Here is a 23,751-nt window from a genome sequence, read left to right on the forward strand (position 1 = left end):
TTTTTATTTCTTGAAATTCAAGATAGTCTTCTCTATAATGTCACAGCATTCGTGCAGTTGCTCTTCGCTCATCACCAAAGGAGGGGCAAAGCGAATGATGTTGCCATGTGTTGGCTTGGCCAGCAAGCCATTCTCGCTCAGCTTCACACAGATGTCCCATGCGGTACTGCTGCTCGGGTGATCGTTGATCACTACCGCATTGAGCAGGCCTTTTCCTCGTACAAGGCATACCAGGTCTGTTTTAGTGATGAGCTTTTCCATGCGATCACGGAAGATTTGCCCCAGTTTGCGGGCATTTTGTGTGAGCTTTTCATCACGAATCACTTCCAGAGCGGTCATCGCCACCTTAGCCCCTAGTGGGTTACCCCCAAAGGTAGAACCATGCGTACCCGGAGTGATTACTTCCATCACCTCATCATTGGCCAACACTGCGGATACTGGGTAGCCACCTCCAGAAAGAGCCTTGCCTAATATCAAAATATCAGGCGTCACATAAGAGGATTGCTTTTCGCAGTGTCCCTTGCAGGTACAATCACCACATACGGCCAGTAAGCTTCCTGTACGACCGATGCCTGTCTGTATCTCATCTGCCATGAACAGCGCATTGTTTTCCTTACAGAGCTTGCGGATGTTGTCGAGGAAGTTTTCACTCGGGACAATTACCCCAGCTTCTCCTTGAATAGGCTCCACTAGTACACCTACTATATTGTCATTATCCTCAAACACCTCACGAAGGGCATCCACATCATTGTAAGTCACTTTGATAAACCCATGCGTGTAAGGACCAAAATTGCGCTTGGCATCACCATCGGACGAAAAAGAAATAATGGTGGTGGTGCGCCCGTGGAAGTTTTGGTCAAAAACCACGATTTGTCCTTTGTTCTCCTCTACTCCTTTTTTCTCATAGCCCCACTTCCGAGCGATCTTGATGGCCGTTTCCACTGCCTCGGCACCGGTATTCATCGGCAGTACTTTATCAAAACCAAAATACCTGGTAATAAACTGCTCATAAGGCCCCAGTACATCATTGAAAAATGCTCTACTAGTGAGTGTCAGTGTCTCAGCCTGTTCCTTTAGTGTATTGACAATCTTCGGGTGACAGTGCCCCTGATTTACTGCAGAGTAGGCCGATAGGAAATCATAATATTTCTTACCTTCTACATCCCACACGTGTACACCTTCACCTTTAGCGAGCACTACTGGTAAGGGGTGGTAGTTGTGCGCTCCGTGTTTATTTTCGAGTTCGATAAAATCTTTGCTGGTTGCTTTTTTAGTTGTCGTTGTTGCCATTTCGTTATTCGGGTTAAATTAATCGCTCTCTTATCTCCATAACAAAGCCGCGGCTTTGAGGTTTCAAAAGTACTATTTTAGCGCTTGCATGAAAGAGCAAAAGAAAGTTAATCAGCTAGAAAAAGAAGATTTCTATTTTACACCTGAAGGCTTTATGGTATTTACAGAAAAGTATCTCCTCAAAAGAGGCTACTGCTGTAAAAATGGGTGCAGACACTGTCCGTATGGATTTAAAAGAAAATAACACTAAGGTTTGTTAATTTCCTCATTCTTACGATCTTTGCAGTCCGTTTTTAAAAAATCGAGGAATCATGTCGAAAGTTTGTGAAATTTCAGGAAAGAGACCAAGAGTAGGAAACAACGTTTCTCACGCTAACAATAAAGTAAAGAGAAGATTTAACCCGAATCTTCAGAAAAAGAGATTCTACATTCCTGAAGAAGATAGATGGGTAACCATCCGTGTGTCTACTTCTATGTTGAGAACGATCAACAAAAACGGAATCTACAACGAGATCAAAAAAGCAAGACTTAAAGGGACTACCTCTCTTTAATTCCTCTCTTTCCTAAATAGATATTTGAAAAGCCCTGTTTCGCTATAGCGAGATTGGGCTTTCTTAGTTTATAATCGTAGGTGTCCATTTTTTTCACCTCACCACCTACCACTCATAAAAAACTATCACCCTCTCCAGGCCGGACACGTTATCTTAGCAAAACGCTTAGAACACGTAATTACGAACATTTAACAATGACCCATACCATGAAAAACATCACGGCACTTTTAGGATTCATACTACTGACATTCGCACTGAATGCACAGAACAAACCTGATGATTTTTTAAGCTCTGCGTTTCATAAAGAGCGTCGAGCGCTTGTTCGAGAAAAAATGCCTGCCAATTCAGTGGCAGTATTGTTTGCAAACCCCGTGCGCAACCGCTCCAATGATGTAGACTATGTATACCATCAGGACCCGAACTTTTACTACCTCACCGGTTATACCGAGCCACATGCTGTTTTACTGATATTCAAAGAGCCTCAGGAAACACCCGAGGGCAACACCGATGAAATTATTTTTGTACAGCCGCGCAACGAAATGGCTGAAATGTGGACAGGCCGCAGACTAGGGACCGCAGGAGTATCAGAGCAGCTCGCTCTCAATACGGTTTTCAACAACACCGAATTTGCCGACTATAACATTGATTTCACCAAGTTTGACAAAGTACTGTTCTACGACTTTTTCAATGACGTACGCGACACTAACAATAAAGCAGACCTATACGACTTAATAGCAGCCTTCAAGCAAAAGGTAAATTATCCCTCGCAAGCCGATTTGGAACTAGAGCCCAAGGCCAACAACCTGGACATGGAAACTCTGGATCAAATCATGAAAGATCTGCGCGGCATCAAGACCAAAGAAGAAATTGACCTGCTACGCAAAGCTGTGGATATATCTTGCATCGCTCAGCGTGAGGTCATGAAAGCCATGAGGCCCGGCATGAGTGAGCGCGAAGTGCAAGGCATCCATGAATTTATCTTCAAAAAATATCAGGCAGAGTATGAAGGCTACCCTTCCATAGTAGGCGCCGGACACAATGGATGCATCCTTCATTATATAGATAACTACAAACCCGAAATAGAAAGTGATGAAATGATCCTGATGGATCTGGGAGCCGAGTATCACGGATATACGGCAGATGTAACACGCACCATTCCTGTAGATGGTAAATTTTCCAAAGAAGAAAAGGCTATTTACGACCTGGTCTATAAAGCGCAGCAAGCAGCCATAGAGGCTTGCAAGCCTGGCATGAACATCGCCAGAGACCTGGACATGGCCATCGCGCGCCGCATCATCAACGAAGGACTGGTAGAGCTGGGCATCATAGATAGCGTAAGTCAAAAGCATCTTTACTATCCTCACGGACTAGGTCACCATATCGGCCTGGATGTTCATGACAAAGGCAACTACGAATATCTGGAGCCCAACATGGCCATCACCATTGAGCCGGGCATCTACATCCCCAAAGGCGCTCCTTGTGCAAAAAAATGGTGGGGAATAGCTGTGCGAATCGAAGATGACATCCTGATTACCGAAGACGGGTATGAGCTGCTTTCTGACAAAGCACCACGAAAAAGTGATGAAATAGAGGCGCTTATGAAAGAGCCTAGCCCATTAGATGCCTTTATTTTACCTAGTTTGGGGGAAGAATAAGTTGTGTGAATAAAATTTCTTTTCTACATTTGCACTCCTTTTAATAATTGGGCACAAGAATATGGCAAAGAAAGGCAACAGAATACAAGTAATCCTGGAATGCACTGAGCATAAGAACAGCGGCCAGCCAGGCACTTCACGTTACATCACCACAAAAAATAGGAAAAACACTCCTGAGCGTATAGAGCTTAAGAAGTACAACCCTATTTTGAGAAAATATACTGTACACAAAGAAATTAAATAACCATGGCTAAGAAAGTAGTTGCAACCCTAAAGCAGCCCGGCGGAGCGAAATTCGCAAAAGTAATCAGAGCCGTAAAGACTGAAAACGGCAATTATGCCTACAGAGAGGAAATGGTTCCTGAAGGAGAGGTTAAAAACGTTTTGGCTAAGAAAAACTAAGCCAGCCTTTAAAAATATTCTTTCAAACAAAGTCCCTCTATGCAGGGACTTTTTTGTTTAAAAAGCTGCGACCAAAACAGTATCTTCACCAGAAGTGTTGTTGATAGCGCAGTTTTAGTATTTTCCGTCTACATTTTTCGCATTACCATTATGGGTTTAAAGAGCTTTTTCTCCAAAGAAAAAAAAGAGTCACTCGATAAAGGTCTGGAAAAGACCAAAGAAAACTTCTTTAGCAAGCTTGGAAAAGCTGTGGTGGGTAAGTCCACCGTAGATGATGAAGTGCTCGACGAACTAGAAGAAGTGCTCATCACCTCGGATGTAGGCGTAGATACTACCATAAAAATCATCAACCGGATCGAAGAGCGCGTAGCTAAGGACAAGTACCTCAATGCTGGCGAGCTTAATCAGATTCTACGAGATGAAATCGCGGCACTTCTCGCCGAGAACAACACCACAGATCTCGAAAGTTTCGACCTGCCAAAAGTAGACGGGCCTTATGTAATCCTCGTAGTAGGCGTAAATGGCGTAGGCAAAACCACTACCATTGGCAAACTAGCAGCGCAGTTTAAAGCTCTTGGTAAAAATGTAGTGCTCGGCGCGGCAGATACCTTCCGGGCAGCGGCGGTAGATCAGCTGATCATGTGGGGCGAGCGTGTAGGTGTGCCCGTAGTATCTAAAGGCATGAATACCGACCCTGCATCCGTAGCTTTTGATGCCGCCAAATATGGCGTAGACAACAACGCCGACGTAGTGATCATCGATACGGCTGGCCGGCTACACACCAAGGTCAACCTGATGAATGAGCTCTCCAAAATTAAAAAAGTCATTCAGCGCTTTATCCCTGAAGCACCACATGATGTCATGCTCGTGCTCGATGGCAGCACCGGGCAAAATGCCTTTATTCAGGCTACAGAGTTTACCAAAGCTACCGAAGTATCCTCTCTGGCCATCACCAAGCTAGACGGCACAGCCAAAGGTGGTGTGGTGATCGGTATCTCGGACCAGTTTAAAATCCCCGTACGTTACATCGGTGTGGGAGAAAAAGTGGAAGACCTTCAGGTGTTCAACAAAGTAGAGTTCGTTGACTCGTTTTTTAAGAAGTAAGCATTCAATCAAGGCTTGCCTACAAAGTACTGGAGCCAATTATGCGCAAACCATGGGGTAATGTCATTCTATTCCCTGAAAATCATTTTAAAGCAAGCACTAAACTAAGGGTAATTCTTCCCTTCTTTGTTTCGTAGTAAAACCTATCCTATGAAACAGCTAACCTTACTTCCCATTCTCTTGCTGGCATTCTTCACAACGCATGGCCAGCAGCGACCCTGCGAGGCAGACTCCAACTACCGACATTTTGACTTTTGGATTGGCGAGTGGGATGTCTTTGCACGAGGCAAAAAAGCAGGAGTGAACATCATCTCACTAGCTGAAGGAGGATGTGCCCTCCACGAAAGCTACACCACGCCCACAGGCTACTCTGGCCAAAGCATCAACTACTACTCCCGAAAAGACAAAAAATGGCACCAGGTATGGGTAGATAGCAACGGAGGAGTATTGGAATATGTGGAAACTGAGAGTGGCCCGGGAATGCTGCAGTTTGAATGTGAATACCTCAACAATAAAGGAGAGCTGCTCCGATCCAGACTGACTTTCACTGCCAATGCCGATGGCACAGTAAGACAGCTTTTCGAAGACTCGAAAGATGAAGGCAAAACATGGACACCAGGCTTTGATGGGTTATATAAACCAAAAAATTAGGAAGGATCAGAAGCTTTCTCCTCAATTACCTTCTTTTCTTTTTTACCGAAAGGATTCACCTTTTTACCTAGCGAAGACACCCCATCGGCCACCTTTTCACCGGTTTGACGGATGCTGTCTAAACCTGATTTGAGGGTATCCAAACCAGCTTTGCGCGTGGCCTTCATCAGCCCAGCCATGATGCTCGCAGAGGAATTGACCACTATCACTTTCAGCTCTTTGGCCGCAACAGTGAATGCCTCCCGCTTGAGCTTCCCTTTGTGGGTCACTGCATTGGCGCTGCAATACTTTTTGGCGATATGCCCCACACGAAGCGTCAAAAAGGCATTAGTGCTCCCTTCCAGTAAAGAATCCAGCACGAGATGAGCAGTAGGACCCACCACTGGCAGGCTCCGACCGGCAGAGTTTTTTACAAAAGATTTCACCACTGGCTCTATCTGCTGGGAGATGTCCAGATCTTCGATTTCTGATGCCAGAAAACTAGCGCCGGCCACATTGGCATACAGATACACCAACTCACGCAAAGTAGGACGCTGATAGTATACATGCGCTACTTTCCAGACCATTTGTGACTGAGTAGCCAAAATCGTAAGAGCATCCAGTTTGCCATTTTGAGATACTGATGTGGTCAAAAAAACAGCCGATGCGGTTTCACGAATGACTTTGCCGGCTTTGGCATCCAGCACTTCTAACGATTTTTCCAGACCTGCTACGTTACGAGGCACTGCATCTTCCCTTTTGAGCAAGGTGTTTTTTTGCAACCTTTTAAGCAGCTTTTCGCGGTATCGCACCAGTTCCTGCTCATTGCCGGGTAGTTTGAGTGGAGCAGGCAGCTTTAGGTACACTACCAAAGGCCAAAGCAGCAAGCCCAGGAGCACCGCACTCACTACTCCTACCACAGCCAGCGCAAGCAATTCATTTATACCACCTAGCAGGATATACAGGCCAGACACCTGGTTGACCAAAAACAACACGAACCCAATAAGCACAACAAGTGCCAGTGGCAAGACTATTTTTCGCAGGGTCTGTATCATTTCGTTTGGTTTAGGATCTTCTTATTTCTCACGGCTGCCAGCAGCTCAGGTTGCAAAACCTGACTAAACGATGCAAAATCACGAGTAATATCTACCCGCGTGCAGATACCGTTTTCATACGTATATACATTGGTGCCATCGGGAGAAGTCAGGGAGTACTTATGATCACCTTCCTTTTCAAACGTCAGATACCTGGCAAAATAGGCGGAATACACCTCTTTACCATCGAAAGGCTCCTCAAAATAAATCTCCCCAACAGATTCGGTAATTTGTGGCTCATCTACCGTGGTAGTGATCCCATCGACCACCAACTCATAGGTGTTGGCGAGCTTCTTCATTTTCGTCTCTTTTTGCACACTGCCATTGAGTGTGTTGAAACTCGTCCCGGAAATCAACACTCCGTTTTCGAAAGTCTCTTCCAGATCATATTCCACTTTGAAGGAAAACAAAATGCGAAACTCCGTTTTGGTATTCAGGTGATGCTTTACACGGCCTTCGGTTATTTTTCGCTCCACCAAAGTTTCGCCCATGGAGCTGCCATTACGAATGACATCATAGGTAAGTCGCTGACCAGATAAGGTCAGAGTTAGGATAAAACCGATGAACAGCGCAGTAGTCTTAAGCAACTTTAGGCGAATTGATGAGTTAATGTTCTGTAAGACCTAACGAATATAATGAAGCTTAGGATATGAAGTGCATGTTTTGAGTTTTACACAAATATTCAGAAGACTTGATTTAGACAAGAACACAAACAGTACCTGACACTTAACTATCGCATATGAAGTCTGAAAAAATATTTTTCGAAAACGCCGACGGTGAAAAACTTTCGGGTAGGATTGATTTTCCGCTCGCCCGCCCGGCAAAGGCCTTTGTGCTATTTGCCCATTGTTTTACCTGCTCCAAAAACCTAAAAGCGGTAGACAACATCTGCGATGCACTCACCCAAAATGGAATGGCCGTCTTGCGATTTGACTTTACAGGCCTGGGCCAAAGTGAAGGAGCATTTGCCGACACCAACTTTTCCTCCAACCTCAACGATCTGGTGAAAGCCTACGAATACCTAAACGAGCATCATCAGGCTCCACAAATTTTGATGGGACACTCGCTGGGAGGAGCTGCCGTGCTACATGTAGCTGGCCAAATGGAAGCAGTAAATGCTGTGGTGACTATAGCCGCTCCGGCGGACCCCACACATGTCAAAAAGCTCTTTTCTGAAGATGAAGAAAAACTAAAAGAAAATGGAGAAGCCGAAGTAAACATCGGTGGACGGCCATTCAAAATGAAAAAACAGTTTTTGGATGACCTGGAAGCTCAGGATTCCAAAGAAGTGATCCACAACCTGGACAAAGCACTCCTCATACTGCACTCGCCTCAGGACGAAATAGTGGGAATCGACAATGCAGCCGAAATCTACGAAAATGCTATGCACCCCAAGAGTTTCATTACACTAGATGGCTCAGATCACCTGATGAGTGACCCGGAAAACTCACGCTACGTAGGCAGCATCGTAGGACCCTGGGCCTCCAGATACCTTACTGACCAGCAAGCGCCGGAGGTAGCACCAGAAGGGGAAGTTTGGACGCGTATAGGCAGCGAAGGGTTCTTCACCGAAATCTCTGCCGGCAAGCACCCACTCATTGCAGACGAGCCTAAAAATAGCGGAGGAACGGACCTGGGGCCATCACCCTATGACTACCTGCTCTCCGCACTGGGCACCTGTACCGCCATGACCCTACGCATGTATGCCGATCATAAAAAATTAGACCTAAAAGAAGTGCGGGTAAAGCTCACCCACAAAAAAATACACGCCCAGGATGGTGAAAACTCCGAGGAGAAAAAAAACAAAATTGACCGCATAGCGCGAAAAGTTATTTTGGAAGGAGAGCTTACAGATGAGCAGCGAAAACGCCTGATCGAAATCGCTGACAAATGCCCGGTACACAAGACATTGGAAGGCCGCCCTAAGATCGAAACCCAGGAGGTAAAAGATTTTTAAGGAGTAGTGTGCATGCTGGCCCTATCTTTGTGGCAAAGGGATCACATGATGAAAAAACTTTTAAGCGCTAGCCTGCTGATAGTTTGCATTGCCTGTCAGCCACTTTTTGCACAAAATGTTTTTCCGGGAAGCTACTTCAAAGATGCTCGTCTACTGGTAGACACCATGGAGTACTCCTACCAAAGAGATGCCATTTTCCGACAAGGAAAAGAGCAACTGGCCTTTGCCTACAATGACGAGGAAGAAGTTGCCGAAGTTTACCTTACCTTCGATGAACAAGCTCCCAAAGCTATTCGTCTGATTCCTTCCGGTGACTTTTTTCAGATAGATTCTCTGCTGATTTTTGAAAAATACGCACGTTTCAAGGTGAAATTTAATGGGCTTACCAACAGTGAGTTTGTGAAGTTTACACTGGATGTCACCATGGACTCCACCAACTCCGAGCTGGTAGAACTCCCACTTTTTCCCTACACGCAAACATACGTCGAGCTGTATCCGAGCAACGAGGAAGTGTTTATCGGAGAGGAAAAGGTCTTTGAGCTCACGACCAACAATGTGGACAATATCGTGATCGACAACCGGTGGACCGAAGGCCTGCCTATCAATTACCGAATCACACGCGAAGGAGGCAACCTGCTCCTGCACATCCTGCCCAATGCACTGGGCGAACAAATACTTAATGTGCCTATTCGCCTCAAAAAACCTTATATGCGCAATGGAGATTTGCACTATGAGCTCAGACCTATTCAGTATCAGTTCAGCATCAAATCGGGCCGATTGGTCTTCCTTCAGTTTGACCAGCAGGAAGTCACTCCTGGGGAGGACAAAACTGAGCCAATAGAAGTACAGCTGGACAATAACCGCTTCTTACGGCTCAACAAAACTTACCGCATCGAAAACCAGGAAGAGTCAGGCGGACCGCTGATAGCTGAGCTTTACACCAAAGCCCGGCTCAACAACGACAAAATTTTATGCCTGCTCCGCCCTTACGCATTCCACCGCAAGTCTGAGGGATATCTGTATATCAAAGATGGCGATGTGCCTCGCTTTGTCACCAACGTGGACATTACGCCCAAGACGCGCATTCAAAGCATCTACATCCAGCGAGACGGCAAAGACTGGAAAAAGACCAATGCCGTACACCCTGGCGAAACCGTAAATATCCGCCTGGAAGGCGAGGGACTGCATAAGGCCAACTTTAGTTTTCCGGGAGCCAGCAACCTGGAGTATGACTCCCTGATCAAAAACGAGCACATCTCGCTGTTTCGCATCAAAGTGCCCCTTTCGATCAATGCCAACAACATAGAGATTTTTAATCACAACGAGTCTACAGGTCAATCACTTCGCGTGGTGGAATACCAAAAACCACGAGAGTTTGACTTCATCAAGTTGGATTTTGGTGACCGCACCATGCGCTTAAGTGATGTGGACAAACCCATCTACTACGAGCACACGCTTACCGACCTGGTATTTGATTTTGACCGGTCGCAAATCGATGCAGGCAGTGATTTGTATGGGCCTCAGTACATTACTATCAAGGTGAAAATCTCCAATAAAAAAGGCAACCTGATCGAGCTATATCAATTTGACCAGCTGGTGATCTGCCCAAATGAAGCCTCCCCGCGCTTTGTCAACTACGATACCAAAAACTGCCTCCCCGATGACATCAACCTCAACAACTACATTTCCAAAAAGACAAGTGAGCTAGACGAGTGGTCGCGTATAGAGCTGGAGATCAGCCACCTGAAAGACAAGTATGGAGGAGAGGGCCGCACCAAGAAAGTGAGAATCCACCTGAAGCGCGAGTATAATTTTGATATCGACGTATCGTTTCCTGCAGGACTGCTCATCCTCAAGCATGGCACCGAAAAGTTTGCCAATTTCGGAGGACCTTCGTTCGCCATGATCGCTCAGATGAGCTTTTATCAGCCCGGCAAGATCGCCAAATATCAGCCCTGGAAAGTAGGTGCTGGGTTCATAGCCATCGATGCCTTCAACTTTTCGGACAACAACAACAGCCGGGATGTAGGGCTGGTGGTGATCGGCTCGCTCTATCCTACCAGTAGTGACAACCGACTCACCTTCCCACTCTATGCAGGCTTTGGCTATCTTATGAGTTCGCAGAAACCCTTCTTTCTTGTCGGTCCAGGGATACGCGTGCGGCTGTAATGAGCGATAGATTTGTTTTTATCGCTCATATTTCAGGCATCTATTGAGCTATAAATCACATCTCGACACGTGACCTCCATCAATTGGTAGAAATCGGAGCCTTTTACAAGACCGATGTACGAAAAGGAACCCACTATTTTGTGCATTAATCACAATAAAAAAGCCCAACCGGAAGCTGGGCTAAAGGATCTTCTCCTACGGCATATAGCCTTATTGTGAAAAGATTAGAAAAAAACTTAAATGTCTTTACCGGCTTTTTTGAGCATCACTTCCAGTCCTTCCACGCCAAATACTTTACGCTTTGGGCTAGACCTCACTATCTGAAAAAAGTCTTTCTGCTTAAGGTGCTCCGCACCAGTACTTTTTGATATCTTCTGTTTTTGCTTTTCCAATCTGAAGGAGTTCTATATCAAATGTATCGTTTTTTGAGATCAATACTAGCTAACCCCTTGCCCTTCTCTGCGAGGAAAATGCCACTGATCACTACCAGCGCACCTGCTACCTGCCACCAGGTGAGTGTTTCTCCTAAGAAGAAATAAGCCAACACGATGGTGCTCACGGGTCCCAGACTTCCAAACAGGGAAAAGGTATTAGCGCCAAGCATCCGAATGGCATAGCTGATCAGAAAGGAAGGGACCACCGTGGCAAACACTGCCATGAGCAGTGCCAGCCAATAGACCTCCTCCTCAAAAGCAAAAACTCCTTCCACAGACGAGTGCGGCTGCAACAAAAAGTGGATCACCACCACGATGCATGAAACCATCATAGCATAGGAAGTAAAGAGCCTCGCTCCGATTTTTGGAATGATCCAGCCCGAGCCCACCAGGTATCCTGCGTAAGTCAGCGCACTCAAAAAGATCAACAACCCTCCGAAAAGCACATTTTCGCTACCAGAGGCCGTAAGCTCACTGCCAAAGATTACCACTACGCCCAGGTAAGTCACCACCACCCCGGCTATCTGCCTGCGGGAAACACGCTTGCCCAGAAATACAAAAGAGATCAATAAAACCAGCGTGGGATAGACGAATAGAATCAGGCGCTCGAGACTGGCTTTGACATATTGCAACCCTAAAAAATCCAGGTAGCTGGCCAGGTAATAACCGATAATGCCCAGCCCCACTATCCACAGATAATCCTTACCAGATACCTCCGTCTGCGGGCGCTTCAGCAGTGCAATGACCATATAAAACGGAAAGGCAAAAAGCATCCGCAGCAAGAGTAAGGACACACTGTCTGCGCCGTATTGGTAGGCGAGCTTGACCAGCACCGCCTTGCTAGAAAAAAGTAAAATGCCTGTGACTGCCAGGGTGACGCCCAGATATCGGCTATTGTTCATGGGGCAGCAAGATAAGCCTCACCGAAGGTTAGCTAGTAAAAATGATCTGAATTTTGGATTGTAAAAGTGCGGATGCTTAACGCACATCCTCTAGCAAGACACGGATCTCGTCATTGCAAAATCCCATCTCCTGACCTTGTAGAAATACCTCCTGACGCTGCTTCTGATCCATGCCATATTTTTGAAAGCGGTTGCGAGCCATCTTCACAAATTTTACCGTAAGGTCTTGTTGGGAGTCATGTACGCGAAGCAAAGTCATTGCAAAAGGAAATTTAGTAAATATTAGGTTTCATTGTGAAAATAGTAATGAAACACATCAATCACCAAATAATTATATAAAAAAGCCACATCAAGTGGCCTTTTTCATAATCTTCAAGCAAAACGCTATTTGATTGCAAAATTGACATCTGTCACAGCCACCTAGCAAGCCTTTACTTCATTTTGAATTGGGGATTTTCAGTCACGGTTCGCTTTAAGCTATACTCTGCTGTTTTATATAGCATTAGTAAAGTAAAAAGACCGGATTGTCCCCAGTAACTTATCGATCTAAGTATGTGCCGCTTGGGCATTCTTCATTTTAGAGATTTAGTATTTCATGGCGGATAAGAAATAAAAACTGTTTGAGAAAATGAAGCATTGATGCAATAGACTAATCAACTGAACTTTTTCATGTGAAATAGATGCCAAAAAAAACATCTCTCATGCTTCATTTGTGAGTTTTTTTATTTCCCGCAATGAAGTACTAAATCACGTTAAGAAATGAATACAGCCCTAGATTTTTGCCTACTTTTCATCAATGGAAAAGTAGGAAAGTAGAAGGCAGAACTACTAAAATATCGGTTCTTCAAATCGTTGGACATTGACAATCCCAAAACCATAGAGTGGCCTTTTTCATAATCTTCAAGCAAAACGCTATTTGATTGCAAAATTGACATCTGTCACTAGCTCATTTGGTGATGTATTCGACGGATCACTCACATACGTTTCAAACGGATGAATTCCTTTCCGGTGTTTGAAGGCCTTGCCTCGCTGCATGTTCATCATTGTGGTCCATGCATTGCCCAGATGCTCGTAGGGTCCGGTATGACGCAATTTGTAGATTTTCGTTGCAGGCAGCTTACCAGAAATCATTCCATCAGGGAGTTCATCCGGGACTTTAGCCACGGGGATACCCGCGGTATACTTTGCCTTCTGGCCCACCATATCCCATTTATGATAGACGGAAAAAGGCTCGTTGGTCACTTCGCTATCAGCCGTCAATTTTCCCAATGCCTCAAAGTCTTTACTCATTTCGGCACCAATGTCAGAAATCGCACAGGTCTTGGTTACGCCCACATAGTCGCAGCCCGGATAGTCCGTTTCACCCACAAACTCCAGCTTTGAGTGCACTTCACCGTCTTCTGAATAATCTCTGAGTAGGTTGAGTCCACGCTCATAGTCCATACCGATGAATGCTTCGGTCAATTTTTTCATCCAAAACATAAACCACGGCAGGCTGCTGTCCATGTACCACGTTACCTCGGTCTGGTCATCCTTTGGCTTCAACTCAAACCGCACTTTCGCATGAGATTTCCATGGCTTCAAAAATGTCAAATCAATATTGACCCATTCATTCGCAGCTTCATCCGTTATGGACATTTCGCCAGAGCCCACCCGCTGACCTTCCCAGGAGTAGGACTTGCAATCGTCACTTACCGTCACGGTAGCTTCGGGCTCCATGAGCAGCCAGGGAGACCAGGCTGTCCAGTGGCTAAAGTCTGCCACCTTATCGTATACCTGCGCTATGGGCGCATTGATCAGTTTGGAGCGTTGGATATTCATTTTAGGCATGATGAAAGGAGTTTTTTGGTTTACTATAGAAAGTTAAGGATTTTAAGAATGCCAATCGTTACAATCCATCTCAAAAACAAATCACTCGAAATTTCACATTTATTAACTTGTACAAAACAACAATAAATATAACTTGTACGTAAATACAACAAACTGATCGAAAGCGATGAAAAAGGAAACCATTGGAGAGTTGGAGGAGCTAGTCCTTCTGACGGTAGGTGTGCTCATGAAGGATGCTTATGCTGTGACCATTCTGGATGAACTGACCGAGCAGGCTGGTCGTAAAATCGACATCACCGCCATCCATTCGGTACTTCGACGACTAGAGAAAAAAGGGTTTGTCGTATCCGAAATGCGGGGAGCCACCGCGGAGCGTGGCGGCCGACGCAAGCGCTACTTCACACTCACGCCTGCAGGCAGAGCGGTGCTGGACGACTCCATGGCAGTAAGAACTGCACTGTACCATCGGCTACCGAAACTGACCTTTAGTACCATCTGATGCGTTTGCAACCAACCAATCCTCCCAGGTGGGCCGTCCGCTTTTTGCACTGGTACTGTGACCCAGACCTTCTCGAAGACCTGGAAGGTGACCTCTTTGAGCTTTTCGATCGGAAATGCCAAACAGCATCACCCGCCCAGGCCCGCAGGCATTTTGCCTGGTGGGTATTGCGCTCCTTGCGGTGGTCAGCTATCAAAAAAAACAATGTACTCAAAAACAACACGCTTATGATGTCCTCACTCAACCTCAAAGTAGCCGCCAGAGTCCTCTGGAGAGACTGGCTAAACACCGTACTCAACATTGCTGGAATCACCATAGGCATTATTTGCTTCGTGCTTATGGGGCTTTATGTCTGGCAGGAAAGCACCTACGATACCTTTCATAGCAAAAAAGACCGCATCTACAGGGCATGGCTGCTAGAAGATTATGGCGAAGGGCAAACTTTTTTCAACTCCGTAACGCCGATCCGCTTCGAATCACTGTTCGAAAGTGATTTCCCAGAGTTTGAGCGGGTGGTGCAGTATGACCAACGCCAATTCCCCGTCACTCGCACGCAAGACAGAAGCATTTCAGAACGTGTGGCCTTGCTTAGCCCGGATTTTTTCGAGGTATTCGACTTCCCATTTATCGCCGGGTCCGGAAAAGCTCCACTCGCTGGCAAATACGATTTGGTGATCTCTAAAAGGTATGCAGAAAAATACTTTGGAGACCTCAACCCGGTTGGGCAAACCCTCCAACTTCAACTGGATGAGCAGTTCGTGCCGTTTACCATCACGGCCATGATCTCAGACATTCCCAAAAACTCCAGCATCCAGTTTGATCTGGCCATCTCCAACCTACTCTATGAGGACCTGATGAACCCCAGAGTACTACAAGCCTGGATGATGGTGGGGCCAGAAACGTACGTGTTGGTAAATGAAAATAGCAACATTGCAGATGCTGAGGAAAAAACTCAAGACGTAGTAATGCGCTACATCGGGGAGGAAGTAAATCGAGGGGAATACAACATCGGCTTTCAGCCGCTTACGGACATCCACCTCAACACCGAAGTACCCGTAGGCATTGCGCCGGTGAGCAACCCGGTTTACGTTTATGTATTAGGAGTGATAGGACTACTTGTGCTACTCATCGCCTGTATCAACTACACCACGCTGGCCATCGGCCAGTCGATCAAGCGCGCCAAAGAGGTGGGCATGCGCAAAATCCTCGGGGCAAACAGAAAAGGCTTAATGGCGCAGTATCTGAGTGAAAGTGTGCTCATAGCACTCGTTGCCATGCTTATCGGCACGGTGCTGGCTATCTGGCTGGTGCCCGTTTTCAATCGGCTGACCGGTGCGGATCTGGAGTACACCTTCCAATGGCAGCACGTCATGGTATGCTTAGCAGTAGGGGTTTTGGTAGGAGTCATTTCCGGCATTTACCCTGCGGTCATCCTGACTAACACACGCATAATGCGCATTTTGCAAGCCTCTGGTAGCTCCCCTGAGTCGCACTGGGTACGAAAAGTCATGCTCACCTGCCAGTTTACCATCACCGTATTGCTGATCAGCAGCTCTCTCATCATGCGCAAGCAAATAGCCTTTTTACAAAGCAAAGACCTGGGCTATGACTATGAAGCCGTAGTGGCGGTAAACATGCACTCAGACACGCAGGGCCGAATGATGGAGCAAATGGAATCGGCCCGCGCCAATGCCGAGCTACTTATGACTCTGCTTGCCAAACACCCTCAGGTGGCAGACCTCACCACCGCAAGCCATTCCTTTGGTAGTGCAGGATGGGCCTTACTCGGCTTTCCGGATAAGCAGGGAGCCTTTCGCCAGTTTCGCTTGCTCACGGTAGACGACAATTACCTCAACGCCTTTCAGATCCCCATTGTAGCTGGCAGGGGATTTGAAGCCAAAAGCGGACTGGACAAGCGCCAATCGATACTCCTCAATGAAGCCGCGGTGGCATATTTTGGTCTGGAAGACCCTATCGGGAAAAAGCTTCCAGGAGAAAATTTCGGTGAGCACCAGATCATTGGAGTTGTAAAAGACTTTCACTTTCAATCACTCCATGAAGAAGTGGAGCCGCTGGTCATCACCCAAAACCCCATGCCTTTGTTTGAAGGCATCTCAGATGTCAACGTGTTTGACTCCATGCTACCCAAACTGATGTTTAAATACTCCGGCTCACAACTCGTGCAGGCGCAGCGCATCCTGGAAGAGTCCTGGGAGCAGCTTTTCCCCAACGTGGGCCTCAGCTACCATTTTATAGATGAAGCCATCCAGCGGCAGTATGCCAATGAAGCACGCCTTAATAAACTGGTCACTGTCGCTACGGTCATCTCCATCCTCATTGCTGTGATGGGGCTACTCGGGCTCACCGTGCTGGTGGTCAATAGCCGAGAAAAAGAAATCGGTATCCGAAAAGTCATCGGGGCTACGCGCTACGAGATTTTTGGGCTGCTGGCCAAAACGTTTAGCTGGCAATTGGTATTGGGCGTCACACTTTCCGTACCCATTACGCTCTGGCTCATGCGCCAATGGCTACAGGATTTTGCCTACCGTGTGGATATCGGTGTGGATATGTTTATATCTAGCGCATTTATCGCCATTTTCGTAGCCTTTTTGGTGATCAGCTACCATGCCTGGCGTGCTTCCCGGCTCAATCCCGTCAAAAGTCTGCGAGTGGAGTAAGCTTCCGAAGCAGGTATCGCTTTTTACGTTCTGATCAAAATTTTGTATCCTTGCGCTACACTTTAGGGGTGTCTGGCGACAGACTGAGAAATACCCTTGGAACCTGATCCCGGTAATGCGGGCGAAGGGAAAAGTTGCGATGCGCTCACCATCTGAGTGCTCCCTCCCCCGGGTATAGAAACCCTCTGAAGTGCCGGAAATCTAAACCAATGGATGTATGGACTTCACCATCAACAACGAAAAACTTACGGTAAACGAAGCGCAGCTCACCCTTTTGGGAGCTTTGGCGCTCAAAGGCATTCATCAGACCAAAGGCATTGCCGTGGCTGTCAACCAGCAGATCGTACCTCGCACGTTGTGGGAAGAGCAGTCCATCCAGCCCAATGACCAAATACTGATCATCACAGCTACACAGGGTGGCTGAGCAAATCGATTCAAACTATGAGCAAAACTGACAAAATTCCCGGTGCGGAATCCATCACACGCGATCCGTTTCCCAATTCCAAAAAAGTCTATGTATCCGGCAAGCTGCATGACATCAAGGTAGCTATGCGCGAAATCTCGCTGGCGGACACACAGATCAAATTTCGACCAGATACTCCTGCCGAGAAAAACCCGCCGGTAACCGTCTACGATACCAGCGGACCTTATACAGACCCTAATGTGGAGATCGATGTGCGCAAAGGGCTACCCAAGTTACGTGAAGCCTGGATAGAAGAACGCGGCGATACCGAAAAACTGGAGGGCATCACCTCTGAGTACGGTAAGCAGCGCCTTAATGACTCTGCTCTGGATGACCTGCGCTTTTCGTACCTGGAGCAGCCCCGAAAAGCGAAAGCCGGACAAAACGTGACCCAGCTGCACTATGCACGCAAGGGGATCATTACTCCTGAGATGGAATACATCGCTATTCGCGAAAACCAAAAAATAGAGGAGTGGAACCACCTCAACGAGCAGCATCCGGGTGAAAGCTTTGGGGCCAACACACCGAAAGAAAAGATCACTCCCGAGTTTGTGCGTGATGAAATCGCCAAAGGCCGGGCCATCATTCCTGCCAACATCAACCACCCGGAGACGGAGCCCATGATCATTGGCCGCAACTTCCTGGTAAAGATCAACGCCAACATTGGCAACTCGGTGGTGACCTCCAGCATCGAAGAGGAAGTAGAAAAAGCCGTATGGGCCTGCCACTGGGGTGCAGACACCATCATGGACCTTTCTACCGGCAAAAACATCCACGAAACCCGCGAGTGGATCCTTAGAAACTCTCCAGTGCCGATTGGCACCGTGCCGATCTATCAGGCACTAGAAAAAGTAAATGGAAAAGCTGAAGACCTCACCTGGGAAATCTTCCGCGACACACTCATCGAGCAGGCAGAGCAGGGCGTAGACTACTTTACCATCCATGCCGGAGTGCGTCTGCAGTACGTGCCGCTCACCGCTAAGCGAGTGACGGGCATCGTGTCCCGTGGTGGCTCTATCATGGCCAAGTGGTGTCTGGCGCATCACAAGGAAAGCTTCCTGTACACGCATTTTGAGGAGATCTGCGAAATCATGAAAGCTTACGACGTGTCCTTCTCACTAGGTGACGGCCTGCGGCCGGGATCCCTGGCAGATGCCAATGATGCCGCACAGTTTGCCGAACTGGAAACCCTCGGTGAGCTTACCAAAATCGCGTGGAAGCACGACGTACAGGTAATGATCGAAGGGCCCGGTCATGTACCCATGCACATGATCAAGGAAAACATGGAAAAACAACTGGAAGCGTGCGACGAAGCGCCTTTCTACACCCTCGGGCCACTCACCACAGACATTGCCCCTGGCTACGACCACATTACCTCTGGCATCGGTGCAGCAATGATCGGCTGGTACGGATGTGCCATGCTCTGCTACGTGACACCTAAGGAGCATTTGGGCCTACCCAACAAGAAGGATGTAAAAGATGGGGTGATCACTTATAAAATCGCTGCGCACGCCGCTGATCTGGCAAAAGGCCATCCAGGGGCACAGTACCGCGACAATGCGCTTAGCAAGGCACGCTTTGAGTTCCGCTGGCAAGACCAGTTTAACCTGTCGCTGGACCCGGACACCGCAGCAGAATACCACGACGAAACCCTGCCAGCAGAAGGCGCCAAGGTGGCACACTTCTGCAGCATGTGTGGACCAAATTTCTGCTCCATGAAAATCACACAGGATGTGCGTGAGTATGCAGCCAATAAAGAACTCAACGAAGCGGAAGCTCTCACTGAAGGCATGAAACAAAAGGCCGAAGAGTTCAAGCAAAAAGGAAGCGAAATCTACCTGGAGCAATAACGTTTTCGAGAATTTGAAAGTCATAGTAATCACCGATGAGCGCCCTGTAGCCGACGAGCTGGACACTGTGCTGGCTTTGCTCGGTCAGGGCGCTTATTTGCACGTACGCAAACCCGGTTGGTCTGAAGGGGAGCTCTCGCAATACCTGGAGATCATTCCGAAAGCTACCCGCAAGCGCATTTCCATACATGGATGTGGATATTTAGCTGAGACCTACGGACTTGGAGGCATCCACCTCCAGAGCCAGCAGCCGCTCAATGGCTTTGGCCAATGGGAAGGCAGACTCTCCAAATCTTTCCACACGCTGGAGGACATTCGAAGCTGTCAGCTAAAACTGGACTATGCGCTGCTTAGTCCTATTTTCGATAGCTTATCCAAACCGGGATATGCGTCAGCTTTTGACAAAGCAGCACTCAAGGCACAGCTTCCGGACTTGCGTCAAAAAATGCCGGTCTATGCCCTCGGGGGTGTTACACCTGAGCACATGGCAGAGGTCTGTGAGCTGGGGTTTGACGGTGTGGCCGTGCTGGGAGCCCTTTGGCAGCAGCCTACCACTGCCCGGCGGCTGGCGATTTACGAAGAACTGATGGCCTATGTCTGAAAATGTACTGTGCATCGGTGGTATGGACCCCAGCGGGGGTGCCGGCCTACTGGCCGACATCAAAACACTGCACCAGTTTGGGGTGAATGGCTTTGGAGTCACTACGGCGATTACGTATCAAAATGAGTCTGCCTTTGAAGGGCTGGAATGGGTCGCACCCGAGCAACTAATTCGTCAGCTGGCACCACTTCTGGGCAAGGGACATAGCATCAGTGCCATCAAAATAGGGCTGATTCAGGACCTGGAAGTTTTGGATGCACTGCTGAAGTACCTCCAGCAGCAGCTACCCAACACTCCAGTGATATGGGACCCGGTGCTGAGTGCCTCCGCGGGATGGACTTTTCACAATGAGCTGGATGGCGAGGTGCTTCGCAGCGCACTGTCGCGCGTAGGAGTGCTCACTCCCAACCTGCCGGAGAGTCGGCAACTGGCTACCGTACTGGGACTAGAGCAGCTCACACTCCTTCATGGCCCACACCTTTTGCTAAAGGGTGGTCACCACGAAGGTGAGCCCGTAGACCGGCTCTACCACAATGGCACACTGATCCATGAGCTCAGCGGGGAGCGCCTGGAAGGCAAAAGCCTGCACGGATCCGGCTGTGTGTTTGCATCTGCTTTGGCGGCAGGGATCGCCAAAGGCAAGAACCTGATCACAGCTTTCGCGCATGCGAAAAACTATGTATACGAACTGATAAAAGCATCTGAAACGCCTTTGGGCAAACACCACTTAGTCTCATGATCGACCGACTACACTATATCACGCAGGAAGGCCTCAACGGGGAAAGCCATGCAGCCATGGCCGAGCGCGCCTGCAAAGCTGGTGTCCGCTGGGTACAGCTTCGCATCAAAAATGCTACGGAACAAACCCTCCTGGAGCAGGCACAACTCACCCGCCAGGTGACGGCCGCTTTTGGGGCTACTCTGCTCATCAATGACCATGTGGCAGTAGCCAAAGCTGTAAATGCCGATGGAGTACACCTGGGCAAAGAAGACATGGACCCAGCAGAAGCTCGCCGCATTTTGGGTGATAAAATCATTGGCGGCACGGCCAATACCTATGACGATGTGGTGAGCCTGATCGCCAAGGGTGTGGATTATGTAGGGTTAGGACCTTTTCGGTTTACCAAAACCAAGGAAAAGCTTAGCCCCATCCTCGGACTGGACGGCTACCAGCAGCTCATCGGTCAGCTGCAAACTCAAGGACACCACGTACCCATTATCGGTATTGGTGGTGTATTACCTGAAGATGTATCTGCCCTGCGAAGTACCGGGCTGCATGGGGTGGCCGTAGCTTCTGTGATCAATAGTGCCAGTGACCCGGCGCTGGTCATACAGCAGCTATACGAGGCATTGCAGCCACTGGCAAAGCCCGCTTAACACGCTCCTAAAAGGATTAAAAACTTTACAGCAATGAAAAAATTAACCATAGCAGACAAGACCTTCGACTCGCGCCTTTTTCTCGGTACGGGAAAATTTAGCACTACAGCGCTGATGGGCCAGGCCGTGGCGGCCTCAGCCTCGGAACTGGTGACCGTAGCCCTCAAGCGTGTGGACATGGACGGAGAGCAAGACGCCATGCTCAGCGCGCTGGACTTACCGGGCGTCAACCTACTGCCCAACACGTCGGGTGTGCGTACCGCCAAAGAAGCGGTGTTCGCCTCGGAACTGGCACGTGAAGCCCTGGAAACCAACTGGGTGAAGTTGGAGGTACATCCTGACCCTAAGTACCTCCTGCCCGACCCTATAGAAACTCTGGAAGCTACAGAGGCTTTGGCCAAAAAAGGCTTTGTAGTGATGCCCTACATCCATGCAGACCCGGTGCTGTGCAAGCGGCTGGAAGACGCTGGAGCAGCGGTAGTCATGCCTTTGGGCGCACCCATAGGCAGCAACAAAGGACTGAAAACGCGAGACTTTCTGGAGATCATCATCGAGCAGAGTAAGGTGCCGGTGGTAGTAGATGCCGGGATCGGCGCTCCATCCGATGCTGCCCTGGCCATGGAGCTGGGTGCAGATGCATGCCTGGTCAATACGGCCATCGCGGTATCTGGAGATCCTGTAGCCATGGCTGCCGCTTTTAAGATGGCCGTGGAGTGTGGACGCATGGCCTTTGAGGCCCAGCTGGGCAAAGTGTCCACCACAGCCGAAGCAAGTAGTCCACTAACCGCTTTCCTCGATGCGTAGTTTTCGAGACGTCTTTGAGCAGTATCAGTGGGATCGCGTGCATGACGAGATCTATGGCAAGCGTGCGCTCGATGTGGAGGTGGCTTTGCGCAAAGAGGTTCGCGATCTGGAAGATTTTAAAGCGCTGGTATCACCAGCCGCCGCTCCCTATCTGGAAGAGATGGCCCGCCAGAGCCATGAGGCCACACTCCAGCGCTTTGGCAACACCATGCAGCTGTTTGCACCGATGTACCTCTCCAACGAATGCCAAAACATCTGCACCTATTGCGGCTTTAGCCTGGACAACAAGATCCGACGTAAGACCCTAACCCCCGCAGAGATCGACCGGGAAGTAGCCACCATCAAGGCCATGGGCTTTCGCCATGTGCTGCTCGTCACCGGGGAGGCCAATGTCACCGTAGGAGTGGATTATTTCAAAAAAGCTTTGGAGCAAATCCGCCCACACTTCGACAATGTGAGCATGGAAGTACAGCCACTTGATGAAGTCGACTACCGCGAACTGATTCCGCTGGGGCTACATGCTGTGCTGGTGTATCAGGAGACCTACCACCAGGCAGATTATAAAAAGCATCACCCGAAAGGAAAGAAGTCCAACTTCTACTACCGCCTGGATACGCCTGACCGCCTGGGGCGTGCGGGTGTCCACAAAATGGGCCTTGGTGTGTTGATCGGGCTGGAAGACTGGCGTGTAGATAGCTTTTTTGTGGCGCTACACCTCCGCTATTTGGAGCAGACCTATTGGAAAACGAAATACAGCATCTCTTTTCCGCGTCTGCGGCCTTTCTCTGGAGGGCTAGCCCCCAAAGTGGAGATGAACGACAGGGAGTTGGTACAGCTGATCACAAGTTATCGCCTGTTTAATCGGGATGTGGAGCTTTCGCTTTCTACGCGTGAGACCCCTCACTTTAGAGATCACGCCTTTAAGTTGGGCGTGACGAGCATGAGTGCGGGCTCCAAGACCAATCCTGGTGGCTATGCTGTGGAGCCTGAGTCGTTGGAGCAGTTTGAAATCTCCGATGAGCGTAGCCCAGAGCAGATTGCGAACTTGATACAAGGCAGCGGCTATGAGCCGGTATGGAAAGATTGGGACTCGGCCCTGGAGCACGCTTAAGTTGTGCATCCGGTTTTCATCACAGGACTATTGGATAAAACAGACAGTTGCCCTTAAAAGAAATGGTTTGCGCTACTGAGCAGCTATTTTTGATAACCCGAAATTACTGGAAAGAAATATGTTTATTCAGAGGACGGGCCTTAGTTCATTTTAGGTTTTTCAGAAGGAAATCAGGTAACAAATAAATATTGTTTGAGCTTTGGCATGAATATAAATTCTATCCGAAATTGAACATGCGAGTTTATTTATTTGCTGATTTTCTTTTGAAAAAGCGTTAAAAAATGAACTCTGCCCTTGATTTTTGCTGCCGGGGCGCGTAGCCTTTTTTATCGCCTGGCCGGCCGCAAGAA

At 48.2% G+C, this 23,751-nt stretch carries 25 protein-coding genes and 1 riboswitch; of the genes, 18 read left to right on the forward strand and 7 right to left on the reverse strand.

Features of this window, described 5'->3' with window-relative positions; genetic code table 11:
- Positions 1 to 3: 3 nt before the first annotated feature.
- Positions 4 to 1,290, reverse strand: coding sequence for an ornithine--oxo-acid transaminase (gene rocD / locus C7460_RS05285; protein ID WP_115867036.1), 1,287 nt, complete (start codon positions 1,288 to 1,290; stop codon positions 4 to 6).
- A gap of 88 nt (positions 1,291 to 1,378) precedes the next feature.
- Between rocD and C7460_RS23630 the strand changes: the two genes are divergently transcribed.
- The 7 genes from C7460_RS23630 to C7460_RS05315 all read left to right on the forward strand — a co-directional run bounded on the left by C7460_RS23630 (position 1,379) and on the right by C7460_RS05315 (position 5,653).
- Positions 1,379 to 1,534, forward strand: coding sequence for a DUF5522 domain-containing protein (locus tag C7460_RS23630; RefSeq protein WP_170147896.1), 156 nt, complete (start codon positions 1,379 to 1,381; stop codon positions 1,532 to 1,534).
- 67 nt (positions 1,535 to 1,601) lie between these two features.
- Positions 1,602 to 1,841 (forward strand): 50S ribosomal protein L28, encoded by a 240-nt coding sequence (gene rpmB, locus C7460_RS05290; protein WP_115867037.1) that lies wholly within the window; start codon positions 1,602 to 1,604, stop codon positions 1,839 to 1,841.
- 206 nt (positions 1,842 to 2,047) lie between these two features.
- Complete coding sequence (locus C7460_RS05295; RefSeq protein WP_115867079.1) at positions 2,048 to 3,496, forward strand: aminopeptidase P N-terminal domain-containing protein; 1,449 nt, start codon at positions 2,048 to 2,050, stop codon at positions 3,494 to 3,496.
- A 61-nt stretch (positions 3,497 to 3,557) separates the two neighbouring features.
- A complete protein-coding gene (rpmG, locus tag C7460_RS05300; protein WP_115867038.1) occupies positions 3,558 to 3,740 on the forward strand; it encodes a 50S ribosomal protein L33 in 183 nt (60 codons plus the stop codon).
- Positions 3,741 to 3,742: 2 nt separating this feature from the next.
- Positions 3,743 to 3,898 (forward strand): DUF4295 family protein, encoded by a 156-nt coding sequence (locus tag C7460_RS05305; protein WP_115867039.1) that lies wholly within the window; start codon positions 3,743 to 3,745, stop codon positions 3,896 to 3,898.
- Between the two features lie 150 nt (positions 3,899 to 4,048).
- On the forward strand, positions 4,049 to 5,002 hold the full coding sequence (gene ftsY / locus C7460_RS05310) for a signal recognition particle-docking protein FtsY (RefSeq protein ID WP_115867040.1): 954 nt from the start codon (positions 4,049 to 4,051) through the stop codon (positions 5,000 to 5,002).
- Positions 5,003 to 5,152: 150 nt separating this feature from the next.
- Complete coding sequence (locus tag C7460_RS05315; RefSeq protein ID WP_115867041.1) at positions 5,153 to 5,653, forward strand: hypothetical protein; 501 nt, start codon at positions 5,153 to 5,155, stop codon at positions 5,651 to 5,653.
- Here the strand turns inward: C7460_RS05315 and C7460_RS05320 are convergent.
- A complete protein-coding gene (locus tag C7460_RS05320) occupies positions 5,650 to 6,687 on the reverse strand; it encodes a DUF697 domain-containing protein (protein WP_115867042.1) in 1,038 nt (345 codons plus the stop codon). The two genes, C7460_RS05315 and C7460_RS05320, sit on opposite strands and share 4 nt — an antisense overlap.
- Positions 6,684 to 7,313, reverse strand: a complete 630-nt coding sequence (locus tag C7460_RS05325; protein ID WP_147302860.1) for a DUF6134 family protein — start codon at positions 7,311 to 7,313, stop codon at positions 6,684 to 6,686. The genes C7460_RS05320 and C7460_RS05325 overlap by 4 nt, the downstream gene beginning before the upstream one ends.
- Positions 7,314 to 7,465: 152 nt before the next feature.
- Here C7460_RS05325 and C7460_RS05330 point away from each other — a divergent pair, with 152 nt between their 5' ends.
- Positions 7,466 to 8,683, forward strand: a complete 1,218-nt coding sequence (locus tag C7460_RS05330; protein WP_115867044.1) for a bifunctional alpha/beta hydrolase/OsmC family protein — start codon at positions 7,466 to 7,468, stop codon at positions 8,681 to 8,683.
- A gap of 45 nt (positions 8,684 to 8,728) precedes the next feature.
- The gene (locus tag C7460_RS05335) at positions 8,729 to 10,852 is read left to right on the forward strand and encodes a hypothetical protein (RefSeq protein ID WP_147302861.1); all 2,124 of its coding nucleotides are present in this window, start codon (positions 8,729 to 8,731) and stop codon (positions 10,850 to 10,852) included.
- A gap of 236 nt (positions 10,853 to 11,088) precedes the next feature.
- Here C7460_RS05335 and C7460_RS23635 read toward each other — a convergent pair whose 3' ends face one another.
- From C7460_RS23635 to C7460_RS05350, 4 genes are all read right to left on the reverse strand, one after another.
- Complete coding sequence (locus tag C7460_RS23635; protein WP_170147897.1) at positions 11,089 to 11,244, reverse strand: hypothetical protein; 156 nt, start codon at positions 11,242 to 11,244, stop codon at positions 11,089 to 11,091.
- A 17-nt stretch (positions 11,245 to 11,261) separates the two neighbouring features.
- Positions 11,262 to 12,188 (reverse strand): DMT family transporter, encoded by a 927-nt coding sequence (locus C7460_RS05340; RefSeq protein WP_115867046.1) that lies wholly within the window; start codon positions 12,186 to 12,188, stop codon positions 11,262 to 11,264.
- A 76-nt stretch (positions 12,189 to 12,264) separates the two neighbouring features.
- A complete protein-coding gene (locus C7460_RS05345; RefSeq protein ID WP_115867047.1) occupies positions 12,265 to 12,447 on the reverse strand; it encodes a hypothetical protein in 183 nt (60 codons plus the stop codon).
- Positions 12,448 to 13,100: 653 nt separating this feature from the next.
- Positions 13,101 to 14,018 carry an SRPBCC family protein gene (locus C7460_RS05350; protein ID WP_115867048.1) on the reverse strand — a complete coding sequence of 306 codons (918 nt, stop codon included), beginning with the start codon at positions 14,016 to 14,018 and terminating at the stop codon, positions 13,101 to 13,103.
- 166 nt (positions 14,019 to 14,184) lie between these two features.
- Here C7460_RS05350 and C7460_RS05355 point away from each other — a divergent pair, with 166 nt between their 5' ends.
- From C7460_RS05355 to thiH, 9 genes are all read left to right on the forward strand, one after another.
- The gene (locus C7460_RS05355) at positions 14,185 to 14,517 is read left to right on the forward strand and encodes a PadR family transcriptional regulator (protein ID WP_115867049.1); all 333 of its coding nucleotides are present in this window, start codon (positions 14,185 to 14,187) and stop codon (positions 14,515 to 14,517) included.
- The gene (locus C7460_RS05360; RefSeq protein WP_115867050.1) at positions 14,517 to 17,195 is read left to right on the forward strand and encodes an ABC transporter permease; all 2,679 of its coding nucleotides are present in this window, start codon (positions 14,517 to 14,519) and stop codon (positions 17,193 to 17,195) included. The genes C7460_RS05355 and C7460_RS05360 overlap by 1 nt, the downstream gene beginning before the upstream one ends.
- Before the next feature lie 54 nt (positions 17,196 to 17,249).
- Positions 17,250 to 17,342: riboswitch (TPP riboswitch) on the forward strand.
- A gap of 70 nt (positions 17,343 to 17,412) precedes the next feature.
- Complete coding sequence (gene thiS, locus C7460_RS05365) at positions 17,413 to 17,619, forward strand: sulfur carrier protein ThiS (RefSeq protein ID WP_115867051.1); 207 nt, start codon at positions 17,413 to 17,415, stop codon at positions 17,617 to 17,619.
- 17 nt (positions 17,620 to 17,636) lie between these two features.
- The gene (gene thiC / locus C7460_RS05370; protein ID WP_115867052.1) at positions 17,637 to 19,508 is read left to right on the forward strand and encodes a phosphomethylpyrimidine synthase ThiC; all 1,872 of its coding nucleotides are present in this window, start codon (positions 17,637 to 17,639) and stop codon (positions 19,506 to 19,508) included.
- 13 nt (positions 19,509 to 19,521) lie between these two features.
- Positions 19,522 to 20,109: a thiamine phosphate synthase gene (locus C7460_RS05375; RefSeq protein ID WP_115867053.1), complete on the forward strand. Its 588-nt coding sequence runs from the start codon at positions 19,522 to 19,524 to the stop codon at positions 20,107 to 20,109.
- Positions 20,102 to 20,848 carry a hydroxymethylpyrimidine/phosphomethylpyrimidine kinase gene (locus C7460_RS05380; RefSeq protein WP_115867054.1) on the forward strand — a complete coding sequence of 249 codons (747 nt, stop codon included), beginning with the start codon at positions 20,102 to 20,104 and terminating at the stop codon, positions 20,846 to 20,848. The genes C7460_RS05375 and C7460_RS05380 overlap by 8 nt, the downstream gene beginning before the upstream one ends.
- Complete coding sequence (locus C7460_RS05385; protein ID WP_115867055.1) at positions 20,845 to 21,486, forward strand: thiamine phosphate synthase; 642 nt, start codon at positions 20,845 to 20,847, stop codon at positions 21,484 to 21,486. Before C7460_RS05380 ends, C7460_RS05385 begins: the two co-directional genes overlap by 4 nt.
- 33 nt (positions 21,487 to 21,519) lie before the next feature.
- Entirely contained in the window at positions 21,520 to 22,290 is a 771-nt protein-coding gene (locus C7460_RS05390) for a thiazole synthase (protein WP_115867056.1), read from the forward strand.
- On the forward strand, positions 22,283 to 23,401 hold the full coding sequence (thiH, locus tag C7460_RS05395; protein ID WP_115867057.1) for a 2-iminoacetate synthase ThiH: 1,119 nt from the start codon (positions 22,283 to 22,285) through the stop codon (positions 23,399 to 23,401). Before C7460_RS05390 ends, thiH begins: the two co-directional genes overlap by 8 nt.
- Positions 23,402 to 23,751: the final 350 nt, after the last annotated feature.

It is taken from the genome of Marinoscillum furvescens DSM 4134, assembly GCF_003386095.1.
Taxonomy (GTDB): domain Bacteria; phylum Bacteroidota; class Bacteroidia; order Cytophagales; family Cyclobacteriaceae; genus Marinoscillum; species Marinoscillum furvescens.